We start from the raw sequence: 19,268 nt of genomic DNA, 5'->3' as shown, positions 1-19,268 counted from the left end.
TCGAACGTCCCGCGCTGCGACTTGAGCGAGGCGCCGGCGGCTTCCCGTCCGGGGTATCCTCGCGCTCCGATGTCGGACCGGGTGGACTCGGGAGCCAGGCTCCGCGCGCGCGTGCTCGGCTCCGCCGCCGGCGGCGGGCTGCCGCAGTGGAACTGCGGCTGCCCCCAGTGCGTGCGCGCGCGGGCCGGCGACCCCGACGTGCCCGCGCGCAGCCAGCCTTCGCTGGCGCTCTCCGCCGACGGCGCGCGCTGGTCGCTGCTCAACGCGAGCCCCGACGTACGCGACCAGCTCGCCCGCTTCCCGGCCCTCCACCCCCGCCCGGGCACGCGCGACGTGCCGCTCGACACCGTCGTCGTCACCAACCCCGACCTCGACCACGTGATGGGCCTCCTGGTGCTGCGCGAGGCCCTGCCCCACCGGATCGTCTCGACGCCCTGGGTGCGCGACGTGGTCCTCGAGCACAACGCGGTGTTCCGCCTGCTGGAGCCGGCCTGGGGCATCGTGAAGCTCGACCAGCCGATCGCGCTCGATCGCGAGGGGCAGCTCGAGGCGCGGCTCTTCCCGGTGCCGGGGAAGCCGCCCGCGTGGGCCGCGAAGCTCGCCGCGAACCACGCCGAGGCCACGGCCGGCGTGCGCGTGACGGACCTGCGCACCGGACGCCGCCTGGTGTATGCACCGGGGATCCAGGGGCTGGACCCGGGCACGCTCGCCGAGCTGGAGGCGGCCGACGTGGCCTTCGCCGACGGCACCTTCTTCCGCGCCGACGAGCTCTCGCAGCTCCGCCCGGGCGCGCCCGACGCCCACGCAATGGGCCACGCGCCGATCACGGGCGCGCGCGGCACGCTCCAGCACCTCGCGGGGCTGCGCGCCCGCGTCTTCTACACGCACCTCAACAACACGAACCCGGCCCACGACGCCGGCTCCGAGGCGGCGGCCGCGATCCGCCGCGCGGGCGTCGGGATCGCGACCGACGGGCTCGAGCTCGAGCTCTAGCTCCAGCCCGCGTGGGGCACCCCCGAGCCCCCGCGCACGGGGTATCCTGCCCGCACCGTGAGCTCCCCCGCACCGCCCTGGGACGCCGCCGCCTTCGAGGCGCGCCTGCGCGCCGTCGGCGCCGCGCGCTACCACGACAAGCACCCCTTCCACCTGCGCATGCACGAGGGCGGCCTCTCGCGCGAGGAGATCCAGACCTGGGTGCGCAACCGCTACTACTACCAGACCCGGATCCCGGTGAAGGACTCGGCCATCCTCGCCAAGGCCGACGCGCCGGCCTTCCGCCGCGAGTGGGTGCAGCGCCTCCACGACCACGACGGCCGCGCGCCCGGCGAAGGCGGGCTCGAGCTGTGGCTGCGGCTTGCGGAGACGGTGGGGCTCGCGCGGGACGAGGTCGCCGGCCTGCGCGAGGTGCTCCCGGGCGTGCGCCGTGCCTGCGACGCCTACGTCGAGCTCGTCGAGGGCGCCGATCTCCTGGTCGCGGTGGCCTCCTCGCTGACCGAGCTCTTCGCGGGCGACATCATGACGGTGCGCATCGCCGCCTTCGAACGGCACTACCCGTGGGTCGATCCCGCGGGCCTCGCCTACTTCCGCTCGCGCACCCGCCAGGCGCCACGCGACGCCGCCTTCGGGCTGCGCTTCGTGCAGGAGCGCGCGCGCACGCGCGCCGACCAGGAGCGCTGCGTGGCGGCGGTCGAACGCAAGTGCGAGATCCTCTGGGCCCTGCTCGACGCCGTCGAGGCCGCCCACCGCCGGCCGCGGCTCTCGCCGCACGCGCTCGTGCGCGAGGACGAGGAGGATCCCGCGCGGCTCGTGGCCGTGCTGCCCGAGCGTGCGGTGCGCCTGAACGCCGCCGGCCGCGAGATCCTCGCGCTCTGCGACGGCGGGCAGAGCGCAGACGCCATCGCGCGCACGCTCGCCGCCCGTCATCACGAGGAGCCGCAGGTCTTCGAGGACGTGCACGCCTTCCTGGGCGAGATGACGCGGCTCGGCGTCGTGGCACCGGGGGGTTGAGCGATGCCGGCGCCGCGGCCCTGGAACCTGATCGCCGAGCTCAGCTACCGCTGCCCCCTGCGCTGCCCCTACTGCTCGAACCCGACCGGCCACCGGGCGATCCGCGACGGCCTCGACGCGGGCGCCTGGGGCCGCGTCTTCGCGGAGGCGGCGGCGCTCGGCTGCGTGCACGTCGGGCTCACCGGCGGCGAGCCGAGCACGCGGCGCGACCTCGAGACGATCGTCGGGCACGCGGCCGCGGCCGGCCTCTACGTGCACCTCGTGACCGCCGGGCTTCCGCTCTCGCCCGCGGCGCTGCCGGCGCTGCGCGACGCCGGATTGCGCAGCGTGCAGCTCTCGATCCAGGACGCGGAAGCCGCCGCCTCCGACGCGATCGCGGGGACCGAGAGCTTCGCGCGCAAGCTCGCGGTGGCGCGCGCCGTGCGCGCGGCCGGCCTCGCGCTCACGATCAACGTCGTCCTGCACCGGCACAACCTGGGCCGCGTCGCCGCGCTCGTGGCGCTCGCGCGCGAGCTCGACGCGGATCGCCTCGAGCTCGCGCACGCCCAGTACGACGGCTGGGCGCTGCGCAACCGCGCGGCGCTCCTGCCGACCCGCGAGCAGGTGGCGGCGGCGGCCGCCGCCGTCCGGGCCGAGCGCGGGCGCGCGGCCCGCCCCGAGATCCTGCTCGTCCTGCCCGACTGGTTCGCCGATCGCCCCAAGCCCTGCATGGGCGGCTGGGGACGGCGCCTCCTCGTCGTGGCGCCCGACGGGCTCGTGCTCCCCTGCCACGCCGCCCGCGACCTGCCCGGCCTCGTGTTCTGGAGCGCCGCCGAGCGCGGCCTGCGCGCCTGCTGGGAGGACGCACCCGGCATGAACGCCTTCCGCGGTGAGGACTGGATGCGCGAGCCGTGTCGCTCCTGCCCCGAGCGCGCGCGCGACTTCGGCGGCTGTCGCTGCCAGGCGTTCCGGCTCACGGGCGACGCCGCCGCCGCCGATCCGGCCTGCGCCCGGGCGCCGCGTCACGACGCGCTGCGGGCGGCTCGCGCAGCGCCCGGCAGCGACACCCTCGTGTTCCGCGGCTGATCGCAGCGACGTGTCGGAGCCCGCGACCAGCGCCTGGCTGCTCCTGAGCACGATTGCGCTCGGCACCTCGATCGTGTCGGGTGTGATGGGGATGGCGGGGGGCATGATGCTGCTCGCGACGATGCTGCACTGGATGGACCCGCTGGTGGCGATCCCGGTGCACGGCGTCGTGCAGCTCGCTTCGAACGCGTCGCGCGCGTGGTTCCAGCGCGCGCACGTGCGCTGGGATGCGGTGTGGCGTTTCGCGTGGCCCCTGCTCCCGGCGGGCGCCGCCGGCCTCTGGCTCCTGCGCGCCGCTCCACCCGAGGGCGGGCGCGCCGCGATCGGCGCCTTCGTGCTGCTCGCCACCTGGGCGCCGGGCGCGCTCCGGCTCGGGCCGCGCCCGGGCTCCGACCCGCGCCGCGCGCTCCCGGCCGGCGGCGCGCTGGTCGGCTTCCTCGGCACCACGATCGGCGCGACCGGCCCACTGCTCGCCCCCTTCGTGCTGGCGCTCGGGCTCGCGCCGCCGGCGACGGTCGGCACGCTCGCCGCCTGCCAGGTCTTCCAGCACGGCGCGAAGCTCGCGCTCTTCGGCGCGGCCGGCTTCGACTTCCGGGCCTTCGCGCTGCCGGCCCTCGCGCTCTGCACGGCGGCGATCCTCGGCTCCGCGATCGGCACGCGCCTGCTCGATCACCTGCCCGAGCGTCTCTTCCGCGGTGCCGTGAAGGGGATCCTCACCCTGCTCGCGCTGGAGCTGCTCCTCGAAGCCGTCGCCGGCTTCCTTCGTTGACCGGCCTCCGCCCCCGCCGCTCTGCCGCCGCTCACTCGAAGCGCAGGGCCTGGATGGGGTCGAGGCGGGAGGCCTTCCAGGCGGGGTAGAGGCCGAAGACGACGCCCACCAGGGCGCTGCCGGCGAGCGCGAGCGCGGTGACGGCGGGGTGCACGAGCATCGGCCAGTCGAAGCGCGAGACGAGCCAGGCGGCGGTGCCGAGGCCGGCGGCCAGGCCGGCCAGCCCGCCGGCGCCCGAGAGCACGATCGCCTCGACCAGGAACTGCACGAGGATGCTGCGCGGCCGGGCACCCACCGCCATGCGCAGCCCGATCTCGCGGGTCCGCTCCGTCACGCTGACCAGCATGATGTTCATGATCCCGATCCCGCCCACGACCAGGCTCACCAGGGCGATGCCCGAGAGCAGCAGGTTCATCGTGCGGGCGCCCTCCTCCTGGGCGGCGACGAAGTCGCCGAGGTTGCGCACCGTGAAGTCGTCGAGGGCTCCCTTGCGGATCCGGTGGCGCGCGCGCAACAGGTCTTCGATGCGCGTCTTGGCAAGCGCCGCCCCCTCCGGCGAGCGCGCGCTCGCGAAGATCGTGCCCTCGACGAACTGGCCGAGCTCGCCCGTCTCCACGCGCGAGCGGAAGGTCGAGAGCGGCACGAAGGCGACGTCGTCGTTGTCGGAGCCGAAGGCGGACTGGCCCTTCTCGGCCAGCACGCCGACCACCTCGAAGGGCACCCGGTTCACGCGCACCACCCGTCCGACCGGGTCCGTGAACGCGCCGAAGAGGTTCTCGACGACCGTCTGCCCGAGCACGATCACCTTGCTCGCGCCCTCGACGTCGCCGGCGTCGAAGAGCCGCCCGGCTCCCGCCGTCCAGTTGCGGATCGCGAAGAGCTCGGGCGTCGTACCCTGCACCGACGTGGCCCAGTTCTGGCCTTCGGCCTGGACCTGCGCCGCCGCGGTGAGCTGCGCGGCGACGAGCGCCAGCTCCGGCACCTCGTCGCGGATCGCCGCCAGGTCCGCCCAGGTGAGGCTCGGCTCGGTGCCCGCCCCGCCCCGGGCGCCCCCGGCCTGCGCGGACCCCGAGCGCACGATCAGCATGTTGCTGCCCATCGCCGCGAAGGTCTCCTCGACGCGCGCCCGGGCGCCCGCCCCGATCGAGGTCATGGCGATCACGCAGCCCACGCCGACGATCACCCCGAGCGCCGTCAGGAACGAGCGCATCGGATTGCGGCGCAGCGCGCGCAGCGCGCTCCAGACGGGGCTCACGCCTGCGCGCTCCGCACGGGCGGCGGGGGGAGCGCGGGCGCCGGCGCCTGCCGCAGATCCCGTACGATCCGGCCGTCGCGCATCTCGACCTGACGCGCCAGGCACGCGGCGATGTCGGGCTCGTGGGTCACGAGCACCAGCGTGATGCCCGCCGCCACCAGCTCCTGGAAGAGCGCCAGGATCTCGAAGCTCGTGCGCGTGTCGAGGTTGCCGGTCGGCTCGTCGGCGAGGATCAGGCGCGGCTCGTTCACGAGCGCGCGCGCGATCGCGACGCGCTGCTGCTGGCCGCCCGAGAGCTGGTTGGGCAGCGCGTCGAGCCGGGCGCCGAGCCCGACGCGCGCGAGCGCGTGCGCCGCCCGCGTGCGCCGCTCACGAGCCGGGAGGCCCGCGTAGAGGAGCGGCAGCTCGACGTTCTCGAGCGCGCTCGTGCGCGGCAGGAGCTGGAAGGACTGGAAGACGAAGCCGAGCGTGCGGTTGCGGATCCCGGCGAGCGCGTCGCGGTCGAGCCGCGCCACCTCCTGCCCGGCCAGGCGATAGCTGCCGCGGGTCGGGCGGTCGAGGCAGCCGAGCACGTGCAGGAGCGTCGACTTGCCCGAGCCCGAGCTGCCCATGATCGCGAGCGACTCGCCCGTCTCGACCCGCAGCGACACGCCGTCGAGGGCGCGGACGGCGGCCTCACCGGCCTCGTAGACCTTCTCGAGATCGCGGGCGTCCACCAGCGCTCCCGAGGGCCCCTGGTCGGCTGCGGCTCGCGGCGCGCTCGCCGGGCCCGCCTGCGCCATGCCCTCCGTCACAGGAAGCGACCGAAGCTCGGCCGGCGCTCGGCGGCGGGGCCGGCCGTGCCGGTGATCACGCGGTCCCCGGCGGCGAGCGGGCCGCCCGACACCTCGGTGAGGCGCCCGTCGGTGATGCCCACCTCGACGCGCACCGGCTTCGGGGCGCCGTCGGCGAGCACCCAGAGCACGCGCGAGGCGGCCGAGCCGTCGGCGGGCGGCGGCTCGGCGGCGGCCAGCAGCTCCGCGTCCGGCACGAAGCGCAGCGCCGCGTTCGGCACGACCAGCGCGTCGTCCCGCGACTCGACCAGGAACACCACCTCCGCCGTCATGCCCGGGCGCAGCTTCAGCTCCGCGTTGTCCACCGACACGACGGTGTCGTAGGTGACCACGTTCTGCACGGTCTCCGGCGCGTAGCGCACCTCCTTGGCCACGCCGTGGAAGCGCTCGCCCGGCCAGGCGTCGACGCTGAACTCGACCGCCATCCCGGGCGCGAGCCGCCCCACGTCGGCCTCGGCCACGTGGGTGTGCACCTCCATCTTGCGCAGGTCCTCGGCGATCGTGAAGAGCGTGGGCGCCTGGAGCGAAGCCGCGACGGTCTGCCCGACGTCGACGTCGCGTGAGATCACGACCCCGTCGATCGGTGAGTGGATCGTGGTGTAGCCGAGGTTGGTCTCGGCCTGCGCGAGTGCGGCGCGCGCCTGCTCGCGGGCCGCACGCGCCGATGCGAGCGCCGCCTCGGCCGCCTCGCGCGCGGCGAGCGCGCTGTCGGCGTCGGCCTTGGCGCCGAGGTCCCGTGCGTGGAGGCCGGCAGCGCGCTCGTGCTTGAGCCGTGCGTCGCCGAGGTCGGCCCGGGCGCGGGCCACGGCGGCATCGGCCGCGGCCACGTTGGCGCGCGCGCGTGCCACCTCGCTCTCGAACAGCCGCGGGTCGATGCGCGCGATCACCTGGCCGCGCGTGACGGGCGTGTTGAAGTCGGCGAGCAGCTCCTGGATCCGGCCCGACACCTGGCTCCCGACCTGCACCTCGACGAGCGGCGAGAGCGTGCCGGTCGCGGTGACGCGCGCGGCGATCGGGCCGCGGGCGGCCTCGGCCGTCTCGAAGCCGGCCACGGCTCCCCGCTCGCCGGAGCCGCCGCAGGCAGCCAGCCCGCCGGCCAGCAGGACGGCGGCCGCGAGGGCGGCAGCGAGGCGGGGTCGGGGCATGGTGGCTCCTGGCGGATGTGCGCCCATCAGATAGCGAGGTTGGACGCACGGCGCGGCGCTTCGCTCTACGGCCCGCGGGGGAGAGCGGCCCGACCCGGATCCGGACGCCCGCTCCGCAATCCCGCAACCACCGTCCGCGGACCCGCCTCGTGGGGTGACCCGGATGGGAAGGACGGGCTTCCAACCCGGGGGCCGCGATCCGCGACCCCGGGGCCACGGGAGCGGCGGCGGGCCGGCGCGCGCCCGGGCGCACGTGCGCGTCGCGGCCCGCGGCCTACGTCGCGTGCCGGTGCCCGTGCCGGTGATGGATGTCGGGCCAGTGCGGATGGCTGTGCCGGAAGCGCTCGTGCCGGTGGGCATGGCTGTGCCGGAGGGTGCGCTCGAGGCCGGGGTGCTCGTGGAGGTGATGGCCGTCGTCGTGGCGATGGCTGTGGATGTGCTCGAGCGCCTCGTGGACGTGCGGGTGCGCGTGCTGACTCCGGAAGAGGGCCCCGACCGAGACGAGGAGGAGCAGGAAGGCCGCTCCCTGGGTGAGCGCGAAGGGCTCGCCGAGGAGGGCGAACGAGAGCGCGGCACCGGCGAAGGGCGCCGCCGCGAAGATGGCCTGGGCGCGCGTGGCGCCGAGCTCGTGGGCCGAGAGGATGTAGAGCGCGATGCTCGCGCCGTACGAGGCGGCCCCGACCAGGAGAGCCGCCAGCAGGAGCGGCGCCGAGGCGCTCAGCGGATCCGTCGCAACCCCGATCGCGAGGTTGGTGACGCCGGCCACGGTGCCCTTCACGAGCGTGCTGCGCGCAGGAGTGATCCCGTCGATCAGCGCGGTCAGGTGATTGTCGAGCCCCCAGCATGCGCAGGCCGCGGCAACGAGCAGCGCCGCCAGGGCGTCCGGCCAGCCGCCGCCCGCGAGGATCGCGCCCGCGAGCACGATGCCCGCCACCCCGAGCCACCCGGTGCGACCCAGGTGCTCGCGGAAGAGGGCGACGCCGAGCACCGCGGTCGCCCCCATCTCGAGGTTCGAGAGCAGGGAGACCGAGCTCGCGAGCGTGAGCCGCAGCGCCAGGAGGAGGAGCACCGGCCCGAGCAGACCGCCGAGGAGGACGGCACCGGCCAGGCGCGCGGCGTTGCTGCGGTCGAGCGCGATCCGCGTGTGCCGCCGGCGCTCGAGCACGAGCAGGGGAGCCATCCCGATGGCTGCCCCCAGATAGAGGAGCCCGGCCAGCTGGAACGGCCGGAGCGACTCGAGCAGGATCTTGCTGGCCGGGATCGAGGCGGCGAAGAGCAGCGCCGCGAGCAGGGCGAGGGCTGACCCGTACATCCTCCGTCTCCGCGGCAGCCCCTCTACGAAGGGGCGATCTCACCGCCCGGGAGGGTACCGCGGCGCGCGCGGCCCTCTTTCGGCTTCAACGCGCTGCGCTCTCGCTTCGCTCGCTGGCCCGCTCGAAGCGCGCCAGCGTCTCGACGTGGCGGGTGTTCGGAAACAGGTCGCAGGCCACGAGCTCGGCGAGGCGCAGGCCGCCCGCCGCCTGGAGGCGGGCCGCGTCGCGCGCGAACGAGTCGAGGTCGCAGCTCAGGTAGACGAGCCGCGCCGGCGGCGCGGCGGCGAGCGCCGCGAGCACGCCGGGATCGAGCCCCTTGCGGGGCGGGTCGGCGATCACGAGCTCGGCGCCGGCCAGCGCGCCGAGGGCGTCGCCGGCGGGCGCCGCGATCACGCGCGCCCGCGCGCGGTGGGCAGCGGGCCGGGCGGCGAGGCCGAGCGCGAGCCCCAGCACCGCGTGGGGCGCGCTCTCGACGAAGGTCAGGGCCGCGCTGCGCCCGAGCAGCCCGAGCCCGATCGCGCCGCAGCCGGCGTAGAGCTCGGCCACGCGCACCCCGGGAGGCGTCCAGCCGTGGACGGTCGCCACGAGCCGGTCGGCGAGGTCGAGGTGGCTCTGCCCGAAGGCGCCGGGAGGAAAGAAGACCGTGGCGCCGCCGATCGTCTCCCGGACGCAGCCCGCCGAGCGATCGGGAGGACCGCCTACGACATCATCCGGTGTCAGACGATACCAGGACGGCCCGAGCACCACGTTCGTACGCTCGGGCTGGCCGTTCCACCAGAGGCTGTGGAGCGTCCCGCCGAGCGAGGCCTCGAGCGCGCGCGCGAGCGGCAGGAGCGGCGCGGGCTCGTCCGCGTTGCCGACCAGCACCACCTGCGCGCGCCCGCTCGCGCGCTCGACCACCACCTGGAGCGCGCGCAGCGCGCCGCGGTGGGCGCGATCGGCGTAGGGCGGGGTGCCGGTCGCGCGGATCGCCGCGCGCGCCGCCGCGGCCACCCGGTTCACGAGCGGGTGGTGCACGCCGCAGCGCGGGATGTCGGTGATCCGGTGCGAGCCCGCCTGGAAGATCCCGAGCTTCGGCGAGCCGGCGCGGCCGCGAACCATGAGACGCGCCCGCACCCGGTACCCGAGCGCGGCCCCGGTGAGGACGCCGGGCGCGGGCGCGCCCGCCTCCGCCGCGATCCGGGCCAGGCGCGCGAGCGCCTCCGGATCCACGCCGGGCTCGCCGTAGCGCGGGCAGCCCGGGCAGGGCGGGCGGTGCGGACAGGGCGCGATCGCGGGCGGCTCGGGCGGCACGCGACCCCGGTAGCACGTGGCCCCGCGCGCGGGAATCCAGGGCTGCGCGGGCCGGTCGGATCCGTGGCCCCTGCTCGCGAGCGACTAGCCCGGGTGGATCCACCACGAGGTGAGGATCCAGACGCCGTAGACGAAGGCGCTCACCACGAGCGTCGCGACCGTGAGGTCGAAGGTGCGCCGCACGGTCTCCCAGCCCCCCGGATCCTTCCGCTCGTCGCTCGATCCGTGATCCATTGCGAGACCTCCTCCGCGAAGCCGGCCAGCCACCGCCCATGCGGCGCTCGCCATGCCCGGAGCGCCTGCAACGGACGTGCCCCCGGATCCGGCGGGTCTGCCCGCGGGCGCCGTCGATCGAGGGCCGCCCTTTCTACAAACGCGAGGCGGCGGCTAGAAGCGCCCCGAGCGCAGGAAGCCGAGCACCAGCAGCGACCAGCCGCCACCCGCGAGGAGCAGGCCGGCGACGCCGAGCCAGCTCGTGAGCGCGAGGCCGAGGACGCGCGGGCCGACCTCGCTCGTGAGCAGCCAGGCGGAGCCGAGCAGGGTCGCGGCCACGACCGTGGCGAGCGCGCTCCGGTTGGCGCTGCGGCCCTGCTCGCGCACGAGCGTCTCGACGCCCTCGATGCGCGTCTTGAGCTGGAGGTCGCCGCGCCGCAGGTCGCTCGTGATCGAGCGCAGGTCGGCGGGCACGGTGCGCACGGCCTCGAGCCAGCTCCGGCCGGTGTCGAGCACGTCGCGTGCGAGCCAGCGCGGATCCGAGAGCCGCTTCAGGTACTGGCGCAGGATGTAGGGCCGGATCGCCCGCAGCGGGTCGAGCTCGGGATCGAGCTCGCGCGCCATGCCCTCGACCGTGGCCAGCGCCTTCCCGATCAGGAGCAGCTCCGACGGCATCACCACGTGGTGTCGTTGCAGCATCTCGAAGAGCCGGCCGATCAGGTCCGCCACGTCGATCTGGCCGATCGGCACCGCCCAGTAGCGGTCGATCAGCTCCTTCACGTCGTGGCGCATGGCGGGCACGTCGACGCGGTCGTCGATCAGGCCCAGCCGGAAGAGCAGCTTCACGATCTTGTCGGCGTCGCGGAGCAGGAGGCCCACCAGCAGCTCGAGCAGCGCGTCGACGGTCTCGGGCTCGAGCGAGCCCATCATGCCCATGTCGATCGGCGCGATCACCTCGCCGGGCAGCGCGAAGAGGTTGCCGGGATGCGGGTCGGCGTGGAAGAAGCCGTGCTCGAAGACCTGCTCCAGGCAGAAGGTGACCCCGACCCGCGCGAGCCGCTGGCGGTCGATCCCGGCCCGATCGAGCCCGGCCAGGTCCGAGAACTTGACCCCGTCGATGTACTCGACCACCAGCACCGCTTCGCGCGAGAGCTCGAGGTACACCTTCGGCACGTGCACCTGCGGGTCGCCGGCGAAGTTCGCGGCGAAGCGCAGCAGGTGGAAGGCCTCGTTCGTGAGGTCCACCTCGCGCGAGAGCGCGCGCTGGAACTCCTCGACGATCGCGCGCGGCTGCCACTGCTCGAGCTCGGGCGCGTTCTGCTCGAGCAGCGCGGCGAGCGCGCGCATGATCTCGAGGTCCGTGCGCACGATCGCCTCGAGGTGCGGCCGGCGTACCTTCACCACCACCTCGTCTCCGCCGTGCAGGCGCGCGCGGTGCACCTGGGCGATCGAGGCGGCCGCGAGCGGGTGCTCGTCGAAGCGCGCGAAGAGCTGCTCGACCGGGCGCCCGAGCGACGCCTCCACCTGGCGGCGCGCCAGCGCGCCGTCGAAGGGCGGCACGTCGTCCTGGAGCTTGCGCAGCTCGTGCACGAGGCTCATCGGGATCAGGTCGGGTCGGGTGGCGAGGATCTGCCCCAGCTTGATGAAGGTGGGGCCGAGCTCCTCGAGGGCGAGCCGGATCCGCTCCTCGGTGGTGTAGCGGACGGCGGCCTCGCGGTTGCGCCGCCAGAGCAGGAGATTGCGGCCCCGCTCGACCACGCTCTCGAGGTCGAGCCGCGCCAGCAGGTCGCCGAAACCCCACTTCGCGACGACCCCCAGGATCTCGCGCAGGCGCTGGAGGTTCTTGACCGTCCGGGGGAGCCGGACGAGGGTGCCGAGCTGCATGGCGGCTAGCCGCCGCCGCCGGACGCGCCCCGGTCGCGGCCGGCGAGCGCGCGCTCGATGCGCGCCAGGCGCTCCTCGATCGCAGCGAGCCGCGCGCGGAGCCCCTCGTCGGCCGGCGCCGCCGCGTCGCGCCCGGCCTCGCGCGCGGCCCGCCCCACGGCCTCCGCCGTGCTGCGCCAGACGCCGCGCAGGGGGGCCACCACGCGCTCGTCGAGCCAGCGCCGGTGCGTCTCGGCCGCGGCGACCACGGCCTCCTCGATCTCCGCCGCCTCGGCGCGCCCGAGGTCGCCGCGCGCGACCAGCTCCTCGAGCACGCGCCGGGCCTCGGCGCGCGCCGACTCCGCGAGCGCGCCGCCGCCGCGCACCAGCACCCGGGCGATCGCCTCGAGGTCGGCCATGGCGCGGGAGCATCGCCGAGGGCCCGGCGAGCGTCCAGCCGACCGGGCTAGGATCCGTGCGCCTCGCCACCCGCTGCACCCGAGGAGGAACCCGTGCCGCACGTTCGACCTGCAGGAATCGCCCTCGTTCTCGTCCTGGCGGCGCCCGCCGTCGCCGGCGCCCAGCCCGCCGCCGCCAGCGACGAGGGCACCATCCAGTACCGCCAGAAGGTGATGAGCGCGGTCGGCGCCGACATGGGCGCGATCGGCGACATCCTGAAGTACGGCCTGCCCTTCCAGAGCGCGCTGGTCGCCCACGCGCAGTCGCTGTCGAAGCACGCGGACCTGGCGGCGGCGGCCTTCGAGCGCAAGGTGGTGGCGGGGCCCACCGACGCGAAGCCGGCGGTCTGGGAGGAGCCCGAGCGCTTCCTCGAGAAGATGCGCGCGATGAAGGCCGCGGCCGACGAGCTCGCCGAGATCGCCGCCGACAGCGAGGCGACGCCGGCCGCGATCGGCACGCGCGTGAAGGCCCTCGGCGACTCGTGCGGGGACTGCCACAAGGTCTTCCGCAAGCCCAAGGAGGAGTCCTACAAGCGCGCGTCCGGGGCGTAGGTGCGCGGGCACCGCACGAGGGCGGCGGCCGCCGCCCTCGTGCTGCTCACGGCGGCGCCGCCGGCCGGCACCGCTGCTCCGGAGGATCTCGTGGCGCGCGGCCGCGCCGTCTTCGAGGCGGCGGGCGGCTGCACCTGCCACACCGACCTCGAGGGCGGTGGCCCGCCGCTCGCGGGCGGCCGTGCCCTTTCGACACCGTTCGGAGTCTTCCGCTCGACCAACATCACGCCCGACGCGGAGACCGGGATCGGCCGCTGGAGCGACGCGGATTTCCAGCGCGCCATGCGCGAGGGCCGGGCACCCGACGGCTCGGCGTACTTCCCGGTCTTCCCCTACCCCTCGTTCACGGGCATGAGCGACGAGGACCTCGTCGCGCTCCGGGCCTACCTGTTCTCGCTGCCCCCCGTCTCGCGGGCGAACCAGCCACACGAGGCCTGGCCGCCCTTCCGCTGGCGGATCGCCGCCCGCGCCTGGCAGGAGCTCCACTTCCGGCCCGCGCGCTTCGCGCCGGACCCCGCGCGCTCGCCGGCCTGGAACCGCGGTGCGTACCTCGTGACCGCCGTGGCCCACTGCGGCGAGTGCCACACCCCGCGCACCGCGACCGGCGCGCTCGACCGCACGCGCTGGCTCGCCGGCACCGCCGAGGGTCCCGACGGCGAGCTCGCCCCCAACATCACGCCGCACGACGCGACCGGGATCGGCCGCTGGACCCGCACCGACCTCGTCTGGTACCTCCAGACGGGGCTCCAGCCGGACGGCGATCACGCCGAGGGGCTCATGGCGGAGCTGATCGAGCACGGCTTCCAGCACGTGCCGCGCGCCGACCTCGAGGCGATCGCGGACTCCCTCGACTCGGTGCCCCCCGTCGAGCACGAGCTGCTGCGCCGGTAGAGCGCGCGGACACGCCGCCGCGGCAGCGCCTCGCCATCGCGCGGAGCGCCCGGGGCGAGAGCTTCCCCCGCCCGCCGGCGCATCTCGTCGCGCGCCGGCGCCACGTTCAGTACGCGAGCCGCAGGCCGGGCCGGGGCCAGGGGAGCGCCACGAGGCGGCCGGTGCCCGAGAGCGTGGCGTAGGCGGTGCGCAGATCCGGCCCGCCGAAGCACAGGTTGGTGACGAGCGGGTCGGGCAGGGGCACGTGCTCCACGCGCGCGCCGTCGGGCGCGATCGCCGTGATGCCGCCGTTGCCGATGGTGGCGACGCAGACCCAGCCCTCCCCGTCGACGGCGAGCGAGTCGAAGAGCTGGAGGCCGGGGAGGCCGGCGAGGAGCGTCCCGCCGTGGCCGAGGAGGTCGAGGGCGGGCCGGACCTCGCCCGGCGCCGCGACCTCCCACCACCAGACGCGGCCCGTGAAGGTCTCCGCCGCGTACACGCGGCGGCCGTCGGGCGAGAGGCCGACGCCGTTCGGGGCGTCGAGCGGGTAGACCACCTCGCGGATCTCGCTGCCGTCCGCGCGCGCCCAGTAGAGGCCGCCGCGGTCGCGCTCGCGCTCGCGGATCTTGCCGTGGTCGGTGAACCAGAAGCCGCCCGTACCGTCGAAGACGAGGTCGTTCGGGCCGCGCAGGGGATGCGCGCCACAGCGGTCGTAGAGCACGCGCACGGCGCCGGTCGCGAGGTCGATGCGTTCGATGCGGCCGCCCGAGTAGTCGTGCGCCTGGTGGCCGGGGATCGTGAGCCCGCCCACGCTGTACCACTCGAAGCCCCCGTTGTTGCACACGTAGAGCGCGCCGTCGGGGCCGATCGCGGCGCCGTTCGGACCGCCGCCCGGGGTGGCGATCGTCTCGCGCCCGCCGCCGGGCCGGAGGCGCGTCACGCGCCCGGCCTGGATCTCGACCAGCACGATCGACCCGTCCGGCAGCCAGACGGGGCCTTCGGGAAAGGCGAGACCGCTGGCGATCTCGTCGAGCTTCGGGGCGGCGTCCATGGCTCCTCCGGACCCGGGGACGCCGATTCTACTCGCCCCGGCCCGGGGCGCGCCCTACGCTCCGTCCATGCCCCGCGCGCCCCGCGTCGCTCCCGCCGTCGCCGAGCTGCCCGGCGCCGTCTACTCGCCGCTCGGCGAGCGCCTGCGCAGCCGCGTCGGGCCGGTCTTCCCGCTCCACGTCGGCGACACCTGGCGCGATCCCTTCGAGGGTGGGCGCATGGAGGACCTGGCGCAGGCCGCCCACCCCGGGATGAACCGCTACAGCGCGACCCACGGCGTGCCGGAGCTGGTGGACGCGCTCGTCGAGAAGGTGCGCCTGCGCAACGGGCTCGCCTGCGAGCGCGACGGGCTCCTGGTGACGGGCGGCGCCACGGCCGGGCTCTCCCACGTCGTGGGCGCGCTCACCGAGCCGGGCGACGAGGTGCTGATCCTGTCGCCCTTCTGGCCCTTGATCCGCGGCATCGTGCAGGGCTGGCGCGCGCGCGCGGTCGAGGTGCCCTTCCACGATCGCGTCGGGTCGGCCGCGGAGGCGGTCGCCGCGGTGGCGGCGCTCACGACGAAGCGCACGGTCGCGCTCTACGTCTCGACCCCCTCGAACCCGACCGGGCGCGTGCTGCCCGCCGACCAGCTCGAGGCGCTCGCGCGCTTCGCCGAGCGCGAGAACCTGTGGCTCGTCGCCGACGAGGTCTACGAGGACCTGCTCTACCGCGGCGAGCACGTCTCGATCGGCCGCTTCGCGCCCGAGCGCACCGTGACCGCCTTCTCGTTCTCGAAGTCGTACGGGATGGCCGGCTACCGGGTCGCCTACGTGGTGGGCCCGCCTGCGGTGGTGCACGAGATCCAGAAGCTCCACGTCCACTCGACCTACTGCGCGCCGACGCCCTCGCAGCACGCGGCCCTGCGCGCGCTGCGCGACGGGGACACCTGGCTCGCCGAGACGCGCCACTTCTACCAGCGCGCCGGGGACGACGCCGCGAGGGTGCTGGGCGTGGCGGCGCCGGACGGCTCGACCTTCCTCTTCCTCGACGTCTCCGACCGGCTCGACGAGCGCGGCATGCTGGGCTTCCTCGAGGACGTCTTCGAGGACGGGGTCGTGCTGGCGCCGGGCGCCTCGGCGGGCCGTGACTACGCGGGCTGGGTGCGGCTGTGCTTCACGGCGGCGCCGCCCGAGCAGGTGGCCACCGCCGTGCGGCTGCTCGCGAAGCGGCTCGGGATCGCGGCGCCCGCGACCGGGAGCGCGGCACCCGCGTGAGCCCAGCGACGTGATCCCGCCCTCGGAGCGCATCGCCGAAGTGCTGGCGCGCGAAGCGGCCGGCGGGCGCGTGCTCGTGCGGGGCTGGCTGCGCACGGCGCGCCACACGAAGGGCGTCTCCTTCCTCGAGCTCGGCGACGGCTCGTGCATGGCCGGCCTCCAGGTCGTCGCCGGGCCGGAGCTCGCGAACTACGAGAGCGAGCTGCGCGGGCTCGTGACCGGCTGCGCGGTGGAGGCGGCGGGCGAGCTGGTGGCGTCACCGGCCGCGGGCCAGCGCTTCGAGCTGCGCGCCGAGCGGGTCGCCCTCGTGGGCCCGGTCGGCGACGACTACCCGCTCCAGAAGAAGCGCCACTCCTTCGAGTACCTGCGCACGATCGGGCACCTGCGCCTGCGCACCAACACGCTGGGGGCGGTGCTGCGCGTGCGCCACGCCGCCGCCCGCGCGATCCGGCGCTTCTTCGACGAGCGCGGCTTCCTCGAGCTCCAGGCGCCGATCGTGACCGCCTCCGACGCCGAGGGCGCCGGCGCGCAGTTCCGGGTCACCACGATCCACCCCGGCGAGCCGCCGCGGACCGCGGACGGCGCGGTCGACTGGAGCCGGGACTTCTTCGGGCGGCCCACCTACCTCACCGTGTCGGGCCAGCTCGAGGCGGAGATCGCGGCGCTCGCGCTCTCGCGCGTCTACACCTTCGGTCCCACCTTCCGGGCCGAGCCCTCCAACACGAGCCGCCACCTCGCCGAGTTCTGGATGATCGAGCCGGAGCTGGCCTTCTGCGACCTCGACGGCAACGTCGAGCTCGCCGAGGCCTTCCTGCGCCAGGTGGTGCGCGAGCTGCTCGACCGCTGCGGCGAGGACCTGGCCTTCTTCGACGAGCGCATCGAACGGGGCCTGCGCGACGCCCTCGCCCACGTCGCCGACACGCCCTTCGAGCGCATGACCTACACCGAAGCGGTGTCACGGCTCGAGCGGAGCGGCAAGACCTTCGAGTACCCGGTGTCGTGGGGCGCCGACCTCCAGAGCGAGCACGAGCGCTGGCTCAGCGAGGAGCACGTCCGGAGGCCCCTCGTCGTGACCGACTACCCGCGCCAGGTGAAGGCCTTCTACATGTACCTGAACGACGACGAGCGCACGGTGCGCGCGATGGACGTGCTCGTCCCGCGGGTGGGCGAGATCGTCGGCGGCTCGCAGCGCGAGCACCGCGCCGGCGTCCTCGAGCGGCGCATGCGCGAGACGGGCCTCGACCCGGCGCCCTACTGGTGGTACCTGGAGCTCCGCCGCCACGGCGGCGTCCCGCACGCCGGCTTCGGCCTCGGCTTCGAGCGCCTGCTCCAGTTCGTCACCGGCATGGCCAACATCCGCGACGTGATCCCGTTTCCGCGCACGCCGGGGTCGGCGGAGTTCTGAGGGCGCCCGGGGCCCGCGCGCTCCGGCCCCGTGCGCGCTCACCCCGCCCACGGGTCGTAGCTGCCGAAGCTCCACACGTTGCCCTCGAGGTCGCGGCAGGTGTAGTCACGGCCGCCGTAGTCCTTGTCCTCGAGGGGCAGCACGATCTCGGCGCCCGCCGCGCGGGCGCGCGCGCAGTGGGCGTCGACGTCGCCGACGATCGCGTAGACGGTCTGGGTCGAGACGCCGCCCACCTCCGCGGCGGTCCGTACCAGCGCGCCGTAGGCGTCGCCCGCGTGCCGGCTGGCGGAGCCGAGCATGATCATGCCGTGGCCGAACGAGAGCTGGGCGTGCGCGATGCCGCCCTGTTCGTCGGGGACCACGAGCTGCTTCTCGAAGCCGAACGCGCGACACAGCCAGTCGATGGCCTTGGGCGCGTCCCGGTAGCGCAGGCAGGGGATCACGGTCGCCGTGGTCTGCTTCGCGAGGGACATGGGGACTCCCTTCTTCGTGGCGGCGGGGCATCCGGGCCCCGCGCCTCGAGCATGCCAGGTCCCGCCGGGCCGTCTCGTCGGAATCTTCCGGCCGGCGACGCCGCCAGCGCCCCGGATCCGTCCAGCACGGAGCCGGCCAGCTCGCCCGGGGTGCGGCCGGAGAGCTTCCGGGGCGATCCCGGTTGAAATCCCCTGACGGTGCAGTTACCAAGCCCTCCAGCCGAGAAGACCTGGCAGGGCCAGGAGTCCGGCGGGGGGGATGGATGAAGGCACCGTCGATCGGGCTGCGCCGCCTGGCGGCGCTCGTGCTCGCGGGCGCGCTCGCCGCGGCACTCGCCTGCGGCCGGGGCGGCGAGAGCACCTCCTCGGGCGCGGCGGCGGGCGGCGGCGTCGGGCCGATCGCGGTCGGCCACTTCGCGTCGCTCACCGGCGACACGGCCACCTTCGGGCAGAGCACCGACGCCGGCATCCGGCTCGCGGTCGAGGAGATCAACGCCGCGGGGGGCGTGCTCGGGCGTCCGATCGAGGTGATCTCCGAGGACGACCGCTCCGTCACCGAGGAGGCCCGCACCGCCGCCCAGAAGCTGATCCAGCGCGACGAGGTGGTGGCGCTGCTCGGCGAGGTCGCGAGCTCGCGCTCGATGGCGGCGGCGCCGGAGGCACAGCGCGCCGGGGTCCCGATGATCTCGCCCGCCTCCACGAACCCGAAGGTGACCGAGGTCGGCGACTACGTCTTCCGCACCTGCTTCATCGATCCCTTCCAGGGCGCCGTCATGGCGCGCTTCGCCTTCGAGGACCTGGGCGCGCGCAAGGTCGCGATCCTCTCCGACTTCAAGCAGGACTACTCGGTCGGGCTCGCCGACTTCTTCCGCAAGAAGTTCCGTGAGCTCGGCGGCACGATCGTGGCCGACGAGCGCTACACGAGCGGCGACATCGAGTTCCGCGCGCAGCTCACGACGATCCGCGCTGCCGAGCCCGACGCCGTCTTCGTGCCCGGCTACTACACCGAGGTCGGGTTGATCGCCAAGCAGGCCCGCGAGCTCGGCCTCGACGTGCCGCTGCTCGGCGGTGACGGCTGGGACTCGACGAAGACGCTCGAGATCGGCGGCAAGGCCGTCGAGGGCTACTACTTCTCGAACCACTACGCGGCGGACTCCGACAGCCCGAAGGTGCAGGACTTCGTCCGGCGCTTCGAAGCGAAGGTCGGGAGCAAGCCCGACGCGATGGCGGCGCTCGGCTACGACGCTGCCGGGATCCTGGCCGACGCGATCCGGCGCGCGGGCACCACCGACGGGCCAGCGCTGCGTGACGCCATCGCCGCCACCCGGGACTACGACGGGGTCACGGGCCGGATCACGATCGACCGCGAGCGCAACGCGCGCAAGGACGCCGTGGTGTTGAAGATCGAGGACGGGCGCTTCCGCTTCTTCCGCTCCGTGCCCGCGAGCTGA

Annotated in this window: 19 protein-coding genes and 1 pseudogene; 10 read left to right on the top strand and 10 right to left on the bottom strand. The window is 75.1% G+C overall.

The features are described from left to right. Window positions 1-69: 69 nt before the first annotated feature. From OZ948_02410 to OZ948_02390, 5 genes and pseudogenes are all read left to right on the top strand, one after another. Window positions 70-993, top strand: coding sequence for an MBL fold metallo-hydrolase (locus OZ948_02410; GenBank protein ID MEB2343574.1), 924 nt, complete (start codon window positions 70-72; stop codon window positions 991-993). Window positions 994-1,050: 57 nt separating this feature from the next. Then, window positions 1,051-1,764, top strand: a pseudogene (gene pqqC, locus OZ948_02405) (pyrroloquinoline-quinone synthase PqqC). A gap of 9 nt (window positions 1,765-1,773) precedes the next feature. Beyond that, the gene (locus tag OZ948_02400) at window positions 1,774-2,007 is read left to right on the top strand and encodes a PqqD family peptide modification chaperone (GenBank protein ID MEB2343573.1); all 234 of its coding nucleotides are present in this window, start codon (window positions 1,774-1,776) and stop codon (window positions 2,005-2,007) included. Window positions 2,008-2,010: 3 nt separating this feature from the next. Further along, window positions 2,011-3,072, top strand: coding sequence for a pyrroloquinoline quinone biosynthesis protein PqqE (gene pqqE, locus OZ948_02395; GenBank protein ID MEB2343572.1), 1,062 nt, complete (start codon window positions 2,011-2,013; stop codon window positions 3,070-3,072). A 10-nt stretch (window positions 3,073-3,082) separates the two neighbouring features. Beyond that, the gene (locus OZ948_02390; GenBank protein ID MEB2343571.1) at window positions 3,083-3,841 is read left to right on the top strand and encodes a sulfite exporter TauE/SafE family protein; all 759 of its coding nucleotides are present in this window, start codon (window positions 3,083-3,085) and stop codon (window positions 3,839-3,841) included. Window positions 3,842-3,872: 31 nt separating this feature from the next. On the opposite strand, the gene OZ948_02385 is transcribed toward OZ948_02390, so the two are convergent. The 8 genes from OZ948_02385 to OZ948_02350 all read right to left on the bottom strand — a co-directional run bounded on the left by OZ948_02385 (window position 3,873) and on the right by OZ948_02350 (window position 12,175). Next, window positions 3,873-5,096, bottom strand: coding sequence for an ABC transporter permease (locus OZ948_02385; protein MEB2343570.1), 1,224 nt, complete (start codon window positions 5,094-5,096; stop codon window positions 3,873-3,875). Next, window positions 5,093-5,878, bottom strand: coding sequence for an ABC transporter ATP-binding protein (locus OZ948_02380; protein MEB2343569.1), 786 nt, complete (start codon window positions 5,876-5,878; stop codon window positions 5,093-5,095). Before OZ948_02380 ends, OZ948_02385 begins: the two co-directional genes overlap by 4 nt. An 8-nt stretch (window positions 5,879-5,886) precedes the next feature. After that, window positions 5,887-7,074: an efflux RND transporter periplasmic adaptor subunit gene (locus OZ948_02375; protein ID MEB2343568.1), complete on the bottom strand. Its 1,188-nt coding sequence runs from the start codon at window positions 7,072-7,074 to the stop codon at window positions 5,887-5,889. Window positions 7,075-7,348: 274 nt separating this feature from the next. Next, window positions 7,349-8,386 carry an EamA family transporter gene (locus OZ948_02370; GenBank protein MEB2343567.1) on the bottom strand — a complete coding sequence of 346 codons (1,038 nt, stop codon included), beginning with the start codon at window positions 8,384-8,386 and terminating at the stop codon, window positions 7,349-7,351. Between the two features lie 85 nt (window positions 8,387-8,471). Beyond that, complete coding sequence (locus tag OZ948_02365) at window positions 8,472-9,680, bottom strand: hypothetical protein (GenBank protein MEB2343566.1); 1,209 nt, start codon at window positions 9,678-9,680, stop codon at window positions 8,472-8,474. Window positions 9,681-9,764: 84 nt separating this feature from the next. After that, window positions 9,765-9,914, bottom strand: coding sequence for a hypothetical protein (locus OZ948_02360; GenBank protein ID MEB2343565.1), 150 nt, complete (start codon window positions 9,912-9,914; stop codon window positions 9,765-9,767). Window positions 9,915-10,067: 153 nt separating this feature from the next. Then, window positions 10,068-11,777, bottom strand: a complete 1,710-nt coding sequence (locus OZ948_02355; protein MEB2343564.1) for an AarF/ABC1/UbiB kinase family protein — start codon at window positions 11,775-11,777, stop codon at window positions 10,068-10,070. A gap of 5 nt (window positions 11,778-11,782) precedes the next feature. After that, window positions 11,783-12,175, bottom strand: a complete 393-nt coding sequence (locus tag OZ948_02350) for a hypothetical protein (protein ID MEB2343563.1) — start codon at window positions 12,173-12,175, stop codon at window positions 11,783-11,785. A gap of 93 nt (window positions 12,176-12,268) precedes the next feature. Here OZ948_02350 and OZ948_02345 point away from each other — a divergent pair, with 93 nt between their 5' ends. Then, the gene (locus OZ948_02345; protein ID MEB2343562.1) at window positions 12,269-12,766 is read left to right on the top strand and encodes a cytochrome c; all 498 of its coding nucleotides are present in this window, start codon (window positions 12,269-12,271) and stop codon (window positions 12,764-12,766) included. Further along, the gene (locus tag OZ948_02340) at window positions 12,767-13,657 is read left to right on the top strand and encodes a cytochrome c (protein ID MEB2343561.1); all 891 of its coding nucleotides are present in this window, start codon (window positions 12,767-12,769) and stop codon (window positions 13,655-13,657) included. A gap of 106 nt (window positions 13,658-13,763) precedes the next feature. Here OZ948_02340 and OZ948_02335 read toward each other — a convergent pair whose 3' ends face one another. Then, on the bottom strand, window positions 13,764-14,687 hold the full coding sequence (locus tag OZ948_02335) for an SMP-30/gluconolactonase/LRE family protein (GenBank protein MEB2343560.1): 924 nt from the start codon (window positions 14,685-14,687) through the stop codon (window positions 13,764-13,766). A 67-nt stretch (window positions 14,688-14,754) separates the two neighbouring features. Between OZ948_02335 and OZ948_02330 the strand changes: the two genes are divergently transcribed. Further along, window positions 14,755-15,939 carry a pyridoxal phosphate-dependent aminotransferase gene (locus OZ948_02330; GenBank protein ID MEB2343559.1) on the top strand — a complete coding sequence of 395 codons (1,185 nt, stop codon included), beginning with the start codon at window positions 14,755-14,757 and terminating at the stop codon, window positions 15,937-15,939. Between the two features lie 10 nt (window positions 15,940-15,949). After that, complete coding sequence (gene asnS / locus OZ948_02325; GenBank protein ID MEB2343558.1) at window positions 15,950-17,344, top strand: asparagine--tRNA ligase; 1,395 nt, start codon at window positions 15,950-15,952, stop codon at window positions 17,342-17,344. Window positions 17,345-17,382: 38 nt separating this feature from the next. Here asnS and OZ948_02320 read toward each other — a convergent pair whose 3' ends face one another. Then, window positions 17,383-17,817, bottom strand: a complete 435-nt coding sequence (locus OZ948_02320; protein ID MEB2343557.1) for a VOC family protein — start codon at window positions 17,815-17,817, stop codon at window positions 17,383-17,385. A 263-nt stretch (window positions 17,818-18,080) separates the two neighbouring features. Here OZ948_02320 and OZ948_02315 point away from each other — a divergent pair, with 263 nt between their 5' ends. Then, on the top strand, window positions 18,081-19,268 hold the full coding sequence (locus OZ948_02315; protein MEB2343556.1) for an ABC transporter substrate-binding protein: 1,188 nt from the start codon (window positions 18,081-18,083) through the stop codon (window positions 19,266-19,268).

This window comes from Deltaproteobacteria bacterium (assembly GCA_035063765.1).
GTDB lineage: Bacteria > Myxococcota_A > UBA9160 > UBA9160 > PR03 > CAADGG01.
This window is presented reverse-complemented; position numbering and strand designations above follow the sequence as displayed.